This window comes from Faunimonas pinastri, from assembly GCF_900110915.1.
Classification (GTDB): domain Bacteria; phylum Pseudomonadota; class Alphaproteobacteria; order Rhizobiales; family Afifellaceae; genus Faunimonas; species Faunimonas pinastri.
Genome location: NZ_FOFG01000001.1, coordinates 690221 through 706039, shown reverse-complemented (window position 1 = coordinate 706039; position 15819 = coordinate 690221). Strand labels below are relative to the sequence as shown.

The following is a 15819-nucleotide window of genomic DNA, read 5'->3' as shown; positions in this document are numbered from 1 at the left end:
TCGAGCTGATGAAACGCTCAGGAGACGGTGCGACAGCCTGAGCAGCACCCCCGGAAATCCTCCAGCCGGGCGGTCCAAACTCGGGGAGCACGTCAAGCCAACAATGCATTAGATTTGAAACGGGCCACCGATTGGGGGCAGGCCAGCTGGCATTGTCCAGACTGGCGATGAAGCTCCACAGGTCGGCCACGTCGCGCGGCATGTCCGCCGCCCATCCGGCGTGACGATCCGCCAGCGCCTTGCCCGCCGCCGTGTCCTCGATGCCGTCCGCGTGAGAAGCAAGGAAGCTGCTGGTCGGGCGGATTTCGAGGCAGGCAGCATCCACCCCGCGATAGAAGGTCTGCGCCGACAGCGCATGGGTGACGGCGATCAACGCTATGTCCGGCTGCTCGCCCAAGGCAAGGCGAAGGCCCAGCGTCCGGCGCGAGGTCAGATCGCGGATGAGAAGGTCCGACAGCGGCTTGCCCGCATCCCCGGCATCCTCGCCCTCCGTCTCGAGCGCGGAAACGGCATTGCCGTCTTCGTCCCGCTCGCCGTCTTCGATGATCTCACCATGGCCGTTGACGCGAACGCCGTCGATCACGCCGTCGCTGTCCGCATCCTCTTCGGGTTCCGGCTTCTCATCTTCGGCCCGGATGAAGCCGCGTTCGATGCGGGCTTCCCCGTCGTGGGAGAGAATGACGAACACACCGCCGCGCGCGATCTCGTCCGCATCATAGGCGTGACGCAAAGCGTCGATACGCTCGATCTCTGCTTCCAACTCCCCGAACCGCTGATCCACGTCGTCGGGCAGTTCCTCGGCGCTGTCATACTGCTCGGTCAGCGCATCATATTCCGCCTGCGCAGCGGCATAGGCTGCCTCGTCTCCCTCCGACAATTCCACCGGATGCGGATAGGCGCGGCGCAGGCCGTTGCCGTGCGGATAGTCGATATGAACACCCGCCCACTTCCAGCCTTCCCCGGCCTTCACGGTGTCAGCGATCCCCTCCAGCGTCTCGATGACAAGCCGGTCCAGCAACGCGGCATCTTCATAGAAACCGCCGCGATCCTCGGTGAACAGGTCGCGCAGGATGACGCCGCCCGCATCGGTATATGCTTCAGCGCCGACGAAGATCGCCCGCCGATCCGTCGCCGCGATGTGCATACGGGTCAGGTCGCGTCGAATGGTCGAGGGGTCTTTGTTCCACGACAGGTTCTCGTAAACCTGCTCCTGCCGGGCCGGATCGTCCACGATGGCGAAGGCCATCAACTGCTCCAAGGTCAGTCCGCCGTCGCGATAGACCTGCATCAGCTTGGGGCTGACAGCGCCAAGACGCATCCGCTGGCGCACGACATGGGCCGTGACGCCGAACCGGGCCGCGATTTCCTCCGCACCCCATCCGCGCGTTTCGGATAGTTCGCGAAAGCGCTCGAACTGATCGGCGGGCGAGAGGTCTTCCCGTGTGACGTTCTCGTCCAGACTGATTTCGCCCGCATCGTTCACGGTGTCGATGATGCAGCGGATCGGCTCGGTCTTCTTGATCTGCTTGCGCTTCACGCGCAGCAACTGCGCCAGCCTGCGGCCTTCACCGATGCTGACCAGATAGAAGCCGGTCGCGGCTCCCTCGGCGTCAAGCTCCGGCTCCACCACGAGGTTCTGCAGGATGCCCTTGGCGTGGATGCTCGCGGCCTTCGCTTCGATAGACGCTTCGCTATGCGGGGTCTTCCGGGCGTTGTCGGGGTGCTTCTTGAGCTTGTTGAGCGGGATGAACACCTCCGCGCCGGTCACGATCACGGCGGCGGGGATGGCGGTGGTTTCTGTGGCAATGGTCGTCATGGTCTTTCTCCTATGGGCTTGGGTTTCGCGCAGCGAAGCGCCGCGCTGAAACCCTGCCCGTCGGCGAGACCGGGGGGTGCAAGGGCCAGGGCGGCCGGGGTGGAGGGGGATCACCCGGCCTGCACAAGCGGATGTCCGTCATGACGGATGTGCTGAGCATCGCATCCGCGCGGAAGGTCGGGGAGACCACCCCGGCCGGCGCGGCTTGCCGCGCTTCACCCTTGACCGCGCCAGGGGGCAGCGCCCCCAAGCAAACCGCCCGGCGTGAGCGTCAGCGGGAGCCGGGCGCGAAAGCTGGATCAGAGTGCGAAGCCTTCGATGCCGAAATCACGTGACCCTGATCGCCGTACCGTCTTGGGGCGTTGCGGGGTGCCCCCGCAGAAGGGGTCGGACGAGACCTTGGCTCGACCGCAGGGGAAGGCTTTCCCCTCAACCCAAATCCCCATCTGTCTGGAAGATGCTGACGAGGATCAGCTATCCTAAACGGCGAAAACGACCTATCCTCACTATAATCGACGGTCTTTCGCGAGGACGATCGACAATATGCTGCCTTGAGGATCGGCCCGGTGCTGTTTGTAGTCCAAAGAAGGAATGCTCGAATACCAGACGAATACCCACACGTTGTTCTCGTGCGGGATAATTGGGATGACTACGGATACAAGACGACGTTTCAGTCAACGTTGTATCTATCGGCCGACGAGGCGATTGAACTCGGTAGCCTGAAGATCATGCGACGAGACCAGCAAAGCGGCTCGACGGAGATGCCGGCTGATCCGTTTGACGAGCTGGGCGAGCAATACGCATCTCTGGGCGCTGATCTCGACTACTATGAGACGCTCTACAAACTGGGACGGGCAGTTTTCCGGCCCTATTTCAAAGGCCTTCGCGACATTGCCTTCGATGATGACGCGAAGGCTGGTGTCGAGGATCTGGAGGGATTCAGAGTTTCATTATTGCGCTTCAGCGGCGCGGAAAGAACGATTGTCGATGCAACCAAGCTGCTGAAAGCGACAACGGCTCCGGTGAAGCGGCGCAGTGCAGGCTTCAAGGTTAAGTTCAAGACAAGGGTCGCCAGATCGGCCAATCCTTTCACGATCGAGTTCGATTTCCGAAAGCAGGGTCGTCTTCCAAACCGCATCAATGCGCTGATCGGCTACAATGGCACTGGCAAGACGCGGCTGTTGTCGAATCTCGCGATCGCGGCCAGCGGTTATGGCTACGCGAGCAAGGAAGATGTGCTCGACCAAGCGGCTGGGCGCTTCGTTGGGACGAAACCACCGTTCAAAACTGTGGTCGTCATTTCTTACAGCGCGTTCGACACGTTCGTTATTCCTGGCGGCACCGATACCGAAAAGGAGCGACTTGAGGAGCGAGGTGAAATCTTCGGCTACGTGTATTGCGGGTTGAGGGAGCGGGCTGAGAATGTCCAGGCCGGCGTAGAGCCTTCCTATCGTTTGCGAACGCCGAGCGAGATAGAGCGCGAATTCCTGTCGGCGTTGGGCCGCGTACGTGAAGCCGAGCGCTTGGACGCGCTCCTGGACATACTCAAACCCCTGCTGCGAGACCCGTCCTTTCAGCGGATAGGCCTGACGCAGCTCTATTCCAATCGTGATGACGACGACATCGGCGAACTGTTTCGCGAGTTGAGCAGCGGCCATAAGGTTGTCCTGAAAATCGTCACCGAACTGACGGCGCATATTGCCGGGTCCGAACCGACGTTGGTGCTGATCGACGAACCGGAAACACATCTGCATCCGCCCTTGTTGGCGGCTTTCCTCAAGAGTGTCCGCGCTTGCCTGGAGCGCTTCGACGGCTACGCCGTTATTGCAACTCATTCCCCTGTCGTTCTTCAGGAGACGCCAGCCAGATTCGTCCAGGTCTTGCGCCGGGCGGCGGATCAGAATCGCGCCGTGGCAGCGTCGATCGAGACTTTCGCTGAGAGCATCGGTGTCATTACACAGGAAGTTTTCAATCTCGGCGACGGCACGACGGATTGGCATGACACGCTCCGACTGCTCGCGCGGCGCCACACTATCGAGGAGATCGAACAAATGTTCGGGCGGCAACTGGGCTTTGCCGCTCGCTCCTACGTGCTGAGCGTCCGGGACGAGGACGATGAGTAGCGATGCGCTCCATTCCTCTTCTCGACGTCGATGACACCGAGGTCTTCGACGAAATCACGGCAGCAAAGCGGGGGCAACGGCGTGGCCGATTAGCCGCGGCGAGGCCAGCCGTACTGGACGCCTATGCACGCTATGACGACGCGACGCCTGACGTGGGTGCCCTAGCGCAAGCGACGCTCACAGCGCCGCAGAGGGAGGCGCTGAACCATGCGTTCAATGTCGAGACCGCGCCGATTACCGCTATGCGTGGGAGCATTCTCAAGCGTATCGCCGTGGCGCGCTGCCCGTTTTGCGGAATCAGCGAATCCTCAACGCTCGATCACTATCTACCCAAGGAGCAATATCCGGAATTTTCGGTGTTCTCCCTGAACCTCGTGCCGTGCTGTTCCCCCTGCAACACGCGCAAGCGCGACAAAATCCTCGATGACGAGACCAACGTTCGCCTGTTCGTCCACCCACACTTCGACCAGATACCGACAACACTCTTTCTCGCTGCTAATATCGATCTCTTGGCAGATGCCATCGTTCTGGGCTTTCGGGTAATGAGACCTGCGGGAATGGCCCTTGCGACATTCCGGCATTTGTGCTCGCACTTCAGATTGCTTGATCTTGCCGATCGCTATCGGCGCATGGGGCTGGAGCATCTCGGCGGGCAGTACCGCGCGCTGAAACGAGCTTATGGTCTGGGCGAGGATGCGGCGCGCGTCGCGAGCGAACTAACGCTATCTGCTGAGGATTACGAGGATAGATATGGCGAGAACTATTGGCTTGCGGTCCTATACCGGGTGCTCGCTGCCCACGATGAGTTCTGCGACGGTGGTTTCGAAGCGCTCAAATCTTTTCAGTAAAAAGTCAAAAGATACGCTACACGATGGCGCGCGCCCTGTTCCAGCCTGTTGAGACATCGCCCCTTATTTAAGTATTTAAGAACGCTTACCTTAGCTTTCTTGTTATGTAAGCCAAGAGGGAATTGCTTAAATAAGGATTCGGCACCATATTGGGATCATGTCTGAACCGAGCGCCCAATCTCCGGCTAGGCCACTTTATCGAAACACAGCGGTGCTGGTAAGTCGTGTACAACGAATATACGACATAGCGTCTAGGTGGTATTTTTATTCGCAAGCAATAGAGAAAAAGGGCTTCCTTCTAGTTAGAAAGAACGCTCTTGAGATTTCTCAGTATCGTGGCGGATAGTTCGGATGGCGGCAGTCCGTGAAGCCTTGCCAAGCTCTCCACAGTGATCCAGACATCGCTCGGCGTTGCGGGACGTGCATCAGTTTGGGTAAACGGCCCATCTGTTTCCGTCAGCACCCGGTCCAGTGGGAGCGATTTAGTTATCGCCGCACGCTTGTCATTATTGAGCATGTCCGCGTTCACTGAGAAATAGCAGCCAAGATCGACCGCCCTTTTTGCCTCCGCTGCGGTGCCGGTGAACCAATGAAGCACTACGCGCCCGTGCGGGGGCGGCATGTGTTGCTCTATCATATCGAGCACCACCTTGGTCGCTCGAACGCTATGCGTCGTGACGATCTTGTCTCCCGCGACCGCGCACAGCGATAACACGCGGGCAAAAACTTCCTTCTGCGTCTCGAAAGACTTGTAGAACCGTGGGCCGGCGTCCAGCCCGACCTCGCCGACATAGCGGGTCTGCGGCAGCAATTCCTCCCATAGAGCGATCTCATGGGCGCGTTCGGCAACCAACTGAGGATGCAGGCCGAGAGCCGCTCGGACATGACGGGTGGCGGACGCCAGTTCGTGGTTCCGCGGCCAAGCCTTGGGCGTGGTCGTCACCGTGAGCGTGAACACGCCATCGCGCTCGCAACGTTCCACCGCGGCCGCGTGGTCGGGGTAGAGATCCAGATGGCAATGAAAATCGACGAGACCCGAGCGCATGGGGTTTCCTACGACGGTGCGGCGCGAACGCCAGTCAGCAAACGCCCGACCTCTTCCAAGCCGCGACGATAGACATCGGCCAGGTCATCGTGGCGGGAGGGATCATCATAGAGAGGCCCGGGCTTGTGAATAAGGGCCTTGGCCAGTTCCGGGCGCTTCGATAGCCGCGCGATCGCGATCTGGAAGGATCGGACCTGCTGACCTTCGGCCTGCTTGGTGTCCAATGTGGCAGCCTTCAGGTCGGGTACGCCATAAACTGTCGCATCCTTACCTCGCAGGGAGGCCCGTCGAATGATACAGGGCAGACAGTATCCGCAGTGCCCCTGTGGCTTCTTAGTCCAACGCCCCTTCGTCGGTGACGAACATGATAGCGACAACGGGGCAAGCTGCTTCAACAAGACCGGAGTGGCGCACTCGGCGACCATTTCCCCCTTGGTCTTGTTCCAATAGTGATTCTCGACCTTGCCTCCTACGCCGAGCGCTCGGAGCAGATCGTTCCATCGGGCCATGTAGAAGGGATGCGTCGTCCGGGTGCTGAGCGCACCGAGCCGGAGCCGATCGAGCGGGACATTGAGCGCGATCAGGCCGTTCTCCGGAACCTTGAGCACGAAGTCGCGGCCAAGCGCGGTGCCGGCGGCGACACCGAGGGAGAAGAACAGAAACGAGCGGCCGCGCGTGCTATCCTCCGACCCGACATCTTCGACCAGCCCGCTTTCGAAGCTCATCCACACGCGAAGCCGATCGAAGGCGGATGCTTTGTAAGCGCCTTTCAAACCTTCGAAGCATTGGTCCTGCGACTTGCTCACCAGCCCTTCGCCCGCGTGGCTGACCAGGAGCGGCGTCTCCCCAGCCTTCAAGCTGTCGATCGCGCCGATCAAGCTATCCAACCCGCCCGAGAACAGGCTCACGCCATCGAAAGCGGTGGGAATGAGGGTGGGCACGGCTGGAGAGACCAGCTTCGCGTAATCCTTCGTCCGTTTGCGGAATCCGACATCCCATCGGTCGCCGGTCAGGAAGTTCAGGGCACGGACCAAGATCGGCGCCGCCGCGGTCCACAGCGCGGGATCGCTAACGGGGACGACCAACCGAATCTCGCGAGTCCAAGCATCCTGCGATTCCGTCGAGCGCGAGATGCGAGTATCCGCTGCGTGAACATGGGCGGCGACCACGAGCATGTCCGCGCCGATCTCGCTCGGGGTCAGGTGCAGCGCCTTGAGGTCGGCCAAGGCGTGGCCGATCCCATGATCGAGACGCTTGCCCGCCACCAGTTGCAACGTCGATGCGACTTCGTCGCGCGCCTTGGGAACACGGGTCTTATCGTTCTTACCGAAACGGCCGATGATGAGGTGGCGCCTCATTTCGCTGCCTCCCCATCGCCCATCGTCTGCAACACGTCGAAGGCGGATTGATAGACGTTGGTCACGAAACCCATTACCGCGTCAGGAGTCAGCGACTGGATGATGATATCGGCGGCGTTGATCGCGTCGCTGACACCACGCTGGATGAAATCACGCAATTGCGCTTGAACCCTCTCGGCCGCGCGGGCATCGGCGGGCAGAGTAACAACCTTGGTGCCGATGTCGTTGCAGATGCGCGCCTCGATCGCGTGCGTTGCATATAACTCGAAGACAGTCTGAATCTGGCCGGACGTCAGCGCGTCGATGTCGGTGATGCCCGCACCGGCGAGGTCGGCGATCGTCTCGACGAAAGCGTCTCTCGCAATACCTTCATCAATCGACCCGCCTTCAGGGCAGATGTAGTCGGCGAGCCCCGCGAACACTTCCTCGATCGGCCGCCCAGCGAGACTTTCGAGATTGAGCGTTCGCAGCGCTTCGCGAACGCCATTTGCGCTGGCGTTGTTGAGGAATCGGACGAGACCGGCTCCCGCGCCCCGCGATGAGCCCATGCGCTGTGCGGCCTGGCGTGAGCCGCCCGCCGACTTGGACACATATTGCGAGACAGCGCGGCCGAGGCTCCGGCGATCACTGCCGCCGGAGCTTACGAAGCGCGTAAAATTGTTTCGGGCGGAAGTGAAGCGATTCGATGCTCCCGCTGGAGCGGTCGGCCGAGTCGCCGGGGCGGGAGGAACTGCGGGGGGCGATCCATCCTGCGGCGAAGGTTGTCCCCCGTCGCCATCACCCGCGCCTGCTCCGGTCCCGCCGTCGCCGTCACCCTGTAACCAACTCGGAATGAGCGGGGTGCCGCCGCCCGCACCCCCGTATGCGTTCGATGTGCCCATCAGCGACCACCCTTCCGCGTGCGAAGCGCGGCGCTCGCCGTGGGCTTCAGGAAGGACGAACCGGAGGTGGACCATCCCTGGAGTAGCTTCTCGAAGCGCGCTACCGCGTCGGAATCCTTGACGACGCCCTCCCAACCTGACGCGGGCCACGGCCCGCACCGATCGGCCGGCAAGGCTTCGAGCAGATCGAGAAGATTGGCTTGAAGCGTCGGGTGCGCGCGAACCAGCACCGCGAGTCCATCGATACCGGGCGGCACGGTATCGAAGGCGTCACCGCCCATGACGCGTCCGCGAAGCTCCTCGAAGACCTGGGTAGCCTCGGCCGGAACGAGCTGCTTGAGTTCGCCTTCGAACGCTTGGACGGCGAGTTTCGGGCCAAGCAGTTTTTCGACTACAGCGGCGAGACGCCCGAGGACGGAGGCCGCGCCGAAATAGTCTTTCCGATCCTTGGTCACGAACAGATAGGGGCGTAGATCGACCTCAGCCAAGGCCGGGGATAGCCGCGCCCAGGCCCGTATCGCGTCGGCCGCCTTCCATTCTGTCAGAATGGCACTGTCCTTGGAATCCGGCACTAAGGTCGGCTTGGTGTCATCGATGACACTGATCTTCGGCCCGGTCCGCTTCGCCTTAGGAACTGGCTTCTCATCTAACGCGGCGGCTTCAAGCGCCGCCAAGTCTGCGCAGCGGCCGTCCGGATCGCGGGCGGCGGCGCTGGCGATCTGATCGAATAGTCTGGAGAGGAAACGTTCGGCTAGCATGAGCTTCGCCAGGACTGGCAGCTTCACCTCATCTCCGAAACCGCGGGCGAGCGCGGTCTGATGGCGCAGTAGCAGGGTATTCAGGAAGCGCTTGATCTGCCGCGGATTGCCCTGAGTGCCGCTGGCCAGGATTGGGCCGATCTGGTCGCTCAGGGTGAGCGCGTTCTGGACCTTAGCGGCTTTGTCACCCAAGGCGGTCTTGACCGTTTGCGCATCGAGCCCGGCGGTCTTCCAAGGCCGTTTGAGCAATTCACGCGCGACGGCGATGAGCGCCGAGTAAGCCGGGTCGTCCTCTCCTAGCTCTGCGCCGATGAGCAACAGGGTGACGTAGATGCGGGTTTCGGTCTCGCCCAAAGCCGGAATCCGGAACGGGATCTGGATCAGCTTCTCAAGGTAGTTACGCGCATAGTCGCGCGGCCCGGTCGTGTCCGGAAGTTCGGGGAAATGCTTGCGCACCGAATATTCGATCATCGCCTCGTCAGCCGCGACGATGAACGCGGTGCGAGAGGTGAAGACAAACAGCCGGACGGCTTCGAGCGTTTCGATCGCCGTGTCCGGCAGGCAGCGGTCAAGATCGTCGATGAGAACGATCAGTTGCTTGATGCCCGCCTGCTTGAGCAGATCGTCAAAAGCTTTCCGAAACGCTTCGATCTCTTCCGGTACATTCTTCGACTCGCCCGGCTTCAACAGCCCCTAAACGCCGTCGATGGCCTTATCGTAATTCTCCTGCGTGGCGAGTTTCGAGGGATCGGAGAAGATCCCCTTCAAGGTGCCGACCACCGCGCCGATCTGATTAGCTGTGGGGATGCCGGTGAACGCGGTGAAAGCGAGACCGCCCCCGTGCCGCGCGATTTTCAGCCAGTCGATCCGCCGGAAGATGTCTTTCACGGCCACGCCGGCCTGAGTGAGCAACGGCCGTTTTTCGATAAGCCCGGTGACGATACCCTCGATCAGCGCGATCTTGGCGTCTTCGAACCCCTGGAAGCGCCACCCGTTGAATTTGATGCAGAGCACATCCTCATCAGAACTGAGGCCGTTCTCGATCATCTCCAGAATGCTGGATTTGCCCGCACCCCAGTCACCATGGACCCCGATCGTTACGGCGCGCTCGGGTTTTTCACGCAGCAGCTCGATGATGGTCTTGGCGATCGCCTCGTTGTTGAGGAGATCGACCTTCGTCTCATTATCAGTGAGAATCATTTGCCCCGATTCCTCCCCGCGCTTCGCAACGGCTGTATAGTAAGACCCGCACGCAATACTGCCGGAATATTCGAGGGATCGCTATATGTTATGCAGTGGATTAAGCCGATCGAATATGGTGTTGAACTGACGCTGCAAACATCTCCAGCCTTGTCCCTATCTCGTGCCTGTGCCCGCGTTCAGGAACATGGGAAAGAAGCTCCGTTGGTTCTTCAGCTTGATGACGTCATTGACGGCGATCGTATTGGCCCTGCGGCGCTCCCCACCCGCTGGCGTAATCACCTCCAGGTCCGGATTCTCAATGATGGCCGCATGGACATCGTCGGCGTGGGCAGGTGTGAAGTTGTAGATGCTTTCGTAAAATTCCATCACCGATATCGCATCGCCGGCCTCGGTCACGAGACGGGGAATGTCGTCCAGGAGTTGGGTTTTCGCCGAGGCCCGCCCATTGTCGTCGAAAAGATAGAGCATCCCTTCGTCGTGTCGGGGATCGTAGGACAGCATATTAAGGCCCGGGCGACCCACGTGCGCCTGTAGGCTTGCGTTGTCGTGGAGGATGTTGTTGTAGACCTGCCGCGCCCGATAGGCGTTAGCGAAATGGATCAGCCAGTATCGCCATCCACCAGGGTTGTTGATCGAGAACGGGCTGACATATGGCGCGCACAGGCGGAAGGCGTCGAAGACGATCTTCTCGGCCGTGCCGAGCCAGTCCTTGCGGCTCATCAGCCCGTCGAGCGCCTGCACGTCGTTGGCCGGGATGCCAAGGTGATCGAGTTGCGCTCGCAGGCGCTCCGGCTGGTCTTTCTGAAGAAACGCCAGCAGCGAAGTGATGACGAAGGTGTAGAAGATTTCAGCGGCGGGCCACGAATGCATGATGTCGAGGATCGTGCCGCGCTCGACATGGCTGTGGCCGCACTGATCGAGGTTGAAGATGACGCTTCGATAGCGCCCCCGAACCAGCAGCTCTTTGATCTTCGGATACGCAGCCTCGAAAAATTCATTCAGATATTCGACGCGAAGATGCAGTTTTGGACACGTCAGGGCGATGTCGGCCTGCATCGGCGCAACATGGGTTTTCAGAAGCTCGATCGCATCGCGGCTGGCATCGTTGAAGACAAGCAGGCATTCAACCTCGATCGTTCCAAGCCCTTGAACGGCCCGTTGCGTGTTCACGGCCTCAACCGCGCGCTTCAGTTCCTCAATGAAGATCAGCGGCGAGCCGGCCGTGCCACATTGATAGCGCCCGCCACCAGCAAAGCCATCGACGATAGCGAGCCGAAACCGCTCCTGCTGCGGTAGTTTGCAGCGGACGGTGAGATAGTCGAACACGTATTCGCGAAGGATTTTGTGCTTGCGTCGAGAATGCTCTTCGAGTGTCGCGCCGTCAGCCCATTCATATCGCTTCTCGACCACGTTGCCTCCCTTGGTCCCGAACCTGTTATGCGACGGCGTGAGTTACCGCTGGCATCTCATCCCAAGTCTGCCCACGATATTCTCGGCCATTCGCCTTCTTAGAGCGTTTCTTATTGTCCTTGCCCCACGTTCCCCATTGCTTGAAGAAGAACGCTGTGCCCGCCGTCAGGCATTGAGCATAAATTTCGTCGATCCATTCTTCGCGGATCGGACGGGCAAACTTGCCGCTTTCGCCGCCGACGATCGCCCAGTGGATGCCGCTGAGATCGACGGTGCCGACCGCACCTATTAGCGGCTCGAAAGAGATGAAGCGGATCGCCGCGGGCGCTTCGCGCAAGTGGCTGATCCGGCCGACGACATCGGCATCCTCAATGCTGGTGCCGAGCCAGACGTTCGGCAGGATTTCTCCGATCCTGCCAGCGACCAAGCTCGCCATGCGTTCGGGCCGTTTGGTGAGGATTTGATAGTTATGCCAGGGTGTGTCGCGCATTACCTGCCAGACATCGAGAATGAAGGCGTCGCTGACGCCTTCGTGGAACAGATCGCTCATCGAGTTGACGAAGATCTTGCGCGGCTTGCGCCAGCGATGCGGGATCGACAGTGCCTCTCGATCTTCACGCACGACACCGTTCCAGACGGTCCTCTTGCCGGTCTTCCGGGTCAGCCCGGCATATTTAGCGACACCCATCGCTTCCAGGCGCTTCGCCATCTCCATAGCGTAGCAATGCGTACAGCCGGCGGTAACGATCGAACATCCGGCGACGGGGTTCCAAGTGGAGTCGGTCCACTCGATCTGGGTTTCAGCCATGCCGCCCTCCCGAGCGATGCCGAGTGGCTTTTGACATCAGGCCGCTCCGCGCAGTGGGTTGATGAACTGAAGCCCGGCGAAATCTTTTTCGTTGGCCGTGACGACGACGCAATTGTTTGCATCGGCAACGGACGCAACGATCATATCCAGGCCGCTGCGTGGACGACCGGCGATTTTTCCGTCCGCCATCAGCCGCGCCCAGATCAGTCCGGCCCGGTCGTCGAATGACAGGATGCGCCCAGCAAACAAAGCCTGCGGTCCCTCGGGACCGGAGAACCATGCTTCAAGCGTCTCTCGTTTTCTGCCAACTGGTTTCTCCAGAACGCCACGCCGGATTTCCGCGACCGTCAGTGATGCGATGAACAGCGCGTCGTCCGGCTGCGTGGCCATCCAATCCAGCAAAGACGCGGAAGGCTCCGGCTTGACGACATTGCTGATGATGTTGGTGTCGAGCAGATATCGCGTCACAAATCGACCCTGCGCCCTTCCTCGCGAGCGCGACCGAGTTCGAGATCAGCACCGACGAGCGGCGACCGTCGCAAGGCTTGAAGGATACCGCCCTGATGGGGCGGCTCGCCGGACACGATTTTCTGAACCATCGTGCGGGCCTGCGTGGCCTCGGGACCGTCATCGGCAAGCCGCCGCGCGAGTGCGCGGATCAAGTCACGATCGGCATCGAGCGCCTGAACCTCGAAGCGCGCGATGCCTCGCTCGGCCTGACGCGACCGGTAATTACGGATTGCTCGCTTCTGTGCTGCATTGCTCATGGCTAAGCCTCCTCGAATATGGCTGGATATATATCCCGTTGCTACTGTTCTGACAACGCCCTTGTCGTGTACATTCAGTCCTATCGACGTGCTCCGCGCTCGTTGGCGTAAGGTCGCGGGGGCGGTAGAAGATCGGCATGCCGCTTCCCACCTGATCGTCTGCGAGGCTAGGGCAACGAATACCATGTCGATCGATGACTATTTCCGGGAACAGCGTCGGCTCAAGGAACTGATGGGGATCGGTCAAACCGCAGCCGCTATCGCCGAGGCGCATCGGGCGATGCAGCCGCTGGACGGCCTGTTTGGCAATGCACATCGGTCGGCAGCAGAGGAAATTGCGCGGGGCTTGCGGGGGAACGCCTTGGACGGCGTCGGCGCTTATCTACGGGAACAGCAGAGCTTCAGCGCCCGCATCTCCGGCGAGTTTCTGGTTCAGCGCGATGCGGCGATGAAGGCTACCGGGCTGGCAAAGCAGTATCGCGATCAGATCGGCACGCTGAACGACCGAATTCAGCGAGATTATCTCGGCGGCGGCTTCTCAGAGACGCTGCGAAGAGAACTGACTGGCTCGGCCATCGCGCAGCGCGCCGAAGTTGGCGCCATCGCCCGCGCTACGCATTGGTCGTCCGGATTGCTGTCGCGTGACGAGGATGCGTTGTCCCATGCCCTGCAAGCGTCCAGAACCGCGACCGAGGAGATGGCCAGGCTCCAACAGATGGCAACGGGTATTGCCGGTGCGGGCGATCTGGTTGCGCGAGCGAGCCGCGGGATTGAGTTGTTAGGCATTCGCGACGCCACGACCCTGCGGATGTCCGCCTTTGCTGGCGCGCTCGATACTTTCGGGCCACGCACGTCGCTGGGTCAGGCGGCGTTCGACGCACTGCTCGGCACTTGGCATACCCGCCCCGATCTTCCGCCGGCCTTCTGGCGTAACCGACCAACGCGGGAGCGGTTCTACCGTGATGCCGATGTCGATCCCGGATTGGTGGATGCTGACAGCACGGCGGTCGTCGAGGTACTGGTCGATAGCGGTGTCGTCGAAGGCATGCGAACGCGAACCGGCGTCAAGGCTGTGATCGAGGTCGGTCCGCTCCGCATGTCGATCACCACTGGCCGCGCCCGGCACGATGCCTATCGCGCGATCGACGCCTTCGAGGTCGCATTGCGCGCATACATCGCGGCGAGGCTGGAGGCGCACCTTGCCGCCAAGGGCGAGGACGCCGCGAAATGGTTCACGGCGCGCGTGCCCGGGAACATCGTCGGCGAAGCCAAGCGGACGCGGCGCGATGCATACAAGGCTGGAGAGGAGCGACAGCCGCTCATCAATTTCACCAACCTCGGCGACCTGATCGCCGTGATCTCCACGCGACAGAATTGGGAGGAAGTATTCGGAGCGGTGTTCGGTGATCGCGACGGGATCAAAGTCGATCTGCAACGCCTCAACGCGCACCGGCGACCGACGATGCACGCCCGCCCGATTGACGGACTGCGCCTTGCCGAGATCGTCCTGACGATCCGGCGCCTGATGGCGACGATGCAGTCGGATGGAGCGTGGGACATAGGCTGGGATGACGACATCTAAAACGCCGGGGCATCTTTTCTCAAGCCTCGGTCTATAGAGAGGGTGCCCAAACTACCCAATCGCGCAACGGGTAGTGTTGCTGCGACGGCCATGAAAATCACCAATGCCCGCGCGACGGCGCGCGAGCCTTGCCGATAGTAAAAGGGATCAGCCGTCGACCAGCATGAGCGCTTCGGGAGTATAGCGGTCGCGGATCGCACCTGTCAGTGGCCGGACATGCCATATCGCTTTCAAATCGCGCCAAGCCCGTGGAAAGCTCACCTCGTCGCTTCGGGCGGCATTAGAGGGCTATGGCGTAGACGTAGTGCTCATCATCATCTGGCGCGGCCCGCCAGCCCCGCCGATTCTACGCCGTGGCGCGATAAGCTGCGCAATAGCTACGCAAACGCCGCCGATTACCGCGCCCCACCGGGCGGCATGGGCGATCAATCATCGGCGCGGAGGTCCGCCGCCGCATGGTCAGTTTGCAAAAAGGCAAGCAGCCGCGCCGTGAATTCGTCGGACGAGTCAGCATTGGAGATATGCGCCGCTCCCTCGATGATCGACAGTTTGCCGTGCGTCGCTTGCGCTGCCATGCGGCGGCTGAACTCTGGCGGCGACATCTTGTCGAGGCTGCCCGCGATAAACAAAATGGGCATGGCGAGTTCGGCGATGCGGGTGGAGACGTCAAACGTGGTCATGCCGCGCGCGACGTGCGCAAGGGACGCGCCGTCCGAGGTAGCCGCGATGCCGTGCCATATCTGATAGGTGCGCATGCCATCCGCCGTGGCCTGGAACGACGGCGAAACCGATGCGAGCCAGTTCTGTTCGAGGCGTGTTACCGGGCCATGAGGTCGCTCAAAGACCGTTGCCCAGCCTTCGGCCATGGACCCGAATTCCGGTGTCGCCGTTTTGTCGAAGCTGTTCGCGACCACAAGGCGCTGGATTCTTGTCGGGTGCCGAAGCGCCAACTCCAGTGCGACCATGCCACCAAGCGAAAGGCCCACGACATCAAGGCGTTCGATGTCGAGGTGGGCGAGCAGCAATTCCGTGTCGTCGGCAATGTCGCTGACGCCGAACGGACGAAACAGGCGTGCCGAAGCGCCGTGCCCTGCGTGATCCGGCACGATGACCCGATAGCCGGCTTCGACGAGCGCCGGGATTTGCGGCCCCTAAGCCCGGCCGGAATTGCTGATGCCGTGCAGCAGCAGGATTGGCCGGCCCTGCCCGAACTCTATGAA

The 15819-nt window shown here is 61.1% G+C and carries 12 protein-coding genes and 1 pseudogene; 3 read left to right on the top strand and 10 right to left on the bottom strand.

Features of this window, described 5'->3' with window-relative positions:
• The coding region (locus tag BMY25_RS03260; protein WP_092495109.1) for a ParB/RepB/Spo0J family partition protein at positions 1–1816 on the bottom strand (1816 nt) is incomplete at its 3' end.
• Positions 1817–2382: 566 nt separating this feature from the next.
• On the opposite strand from BMY25_RS03260, the gene BMY25_RS03250 reads away from it, so the two are divergent.
• Both BMY25_RS03250 and BMY25_RS03245 read left to right on the top strand, forming a co-directional pair.
• A complete protein-coding gene (locus tag BMY25_RS03250; protein ID WP_238858126.1) occupies positions 2383–3939 on the top strand; it encodes an AAA family ATPase in 1557 nt (518 codons plus the stop codon).
• A 2-nt stretch (positions 3940–3941) separates the two neighbouring features.
• Entirely contained in the window at positions 3942–4787 is an 846-nt protein-coding gene (locus BMY25_RS03245; RefSeq protein WP_092495107.1) for an HNH endonuclease, read from the top strand.
• Positions 4788–5085: 298 nt separating this feature from the next.
• Here BMY25_RS03245 and qatD read toward each other — a convergent pair whose 3' ends face one another.
• The 8 genes and pseudogenes from qatD to BMY25_RS03205 form a co-directional block, all read right to left on the bottom strand.
• A complete protein-coding gene (gene qatD / locus BMY25_RS03240; protein ID WP_092495106.1) occupies positions 5086–5832 on the bottom strand; it encodes a Qat anti-phage system TatD family nuclease QatD in 747 nt (248 codons plus the stop codon).
• Between the two features lie 8 nt (positions 5833–5840).
• Positions 5841–7190, bottom strand: a complete 1350-nt coding sequence (qatC, locus tag BMY25_RS03235) for a Qat anti-phage system QueC-like protein QatC (protein WP_092495105.1) — start codon at positions 7188–7190, stop codon at positions 5841–5843.
• Complete coding sequence (gene qatB / locus BMY25_RS03230) at positions 7187–7780, bottom strand: Qat anti-phage system associated protein QatB (protein WP_238858125.1); 594 nt, start codon at positions 7778–7780, stop codon at positions 7187–7189. Before qatB ends, qatC begins: the two co-directional genes overlap by 4 nt.
• A gap of 290 nt (positions 7781–8070) precedes the next feature.
• Positions 8071–10029, bottom strand: a pseudogene (gene qatA / locus BMY25_RS03225) (Qat anti-phage system ATPase QatA).
• Positions 10030–10185: 156 nt separating this feature from the next.
• The gene (locus BMY25_RS03220; RefSeq protein WP_092495104.1) at positions 10186–11442 is read right to left on the bottom strand and encodes a three-Cys-motif partner protein TcmP; all 1257 of its coding nucleotides are present in this window, start codon (positions 11440–11442) and stop codon (positions 10186–10188) included.
• Positions 11443–11467: 25 nt separating this feature from the next.
• Positions 11468–12250, bottom strand: coding sequence for a DUF5131 family protein (locus BMY25_RS03215; RefSeq protein WP_092495103.1), 783 nt, complete (start codon positions 12248–12250; stop codon positions 11468–11470).
• 36 nt (positions 12251–12286) lie between these two features.
• Positions 12287–12718 carry a PIN domain-containing protein gene (locus BMY25_RS03210; RefSeq protein WP_092495102.1) on the bottom strand — a complete coding sequence of 144 codons (432 nt, stop codon included), beginning with the start codon at positions 12716–12718 and terminating at the stop codon, positions 12287–12289.
• Positions 12715–13017, bottom strand: a complete 303-nt coding sequence (locus BMY25_RS03205; protein WP_092495101.1) for a hypothetical protein — start codon at positions 13015–13017, stop codon at positions 12715–12717. The genes BMY25_RS03210 and BMY25_RS03205 overlap by 4 nt, the downstream gene beginning before the upstream one ends.
• Before the next feature lie 184 nt (positions 13018–13201).
• Here BMY25_RS03205 and BMY25_RS03200 point away from each other — a divergent pair, with 184 nt between their 5' ends.
• On the top strand, positions 13202–14599 hold the full coding sequence (locus BMY25_RS03200; RefSeq protein ID WP_092495100.1) for a hypothetical protein: 1398 nt from the start codon (positions 13202–13204) through the stop codon (positions 14597–14599).
• A 425-nt stretch (positions 14600–15024) separates the two neighbouring features.
• On the opposite strand, the gene BMY25_RS03195 is transcribed toward BMY25_RS03200, so the two are convergent.
• Complete coding sequence (locus tag BMY25_RS03195; protein ID WP_255365481.1) at positions 15025–15741, bottom strand: alpha/beta fold hydrolase; 717 nt, start codon at positions 15739–15741, stop codon at positions 15025–15027.
• Between the last annotated feature and the right edge of the window lie 78 nt (positions 15742–15819).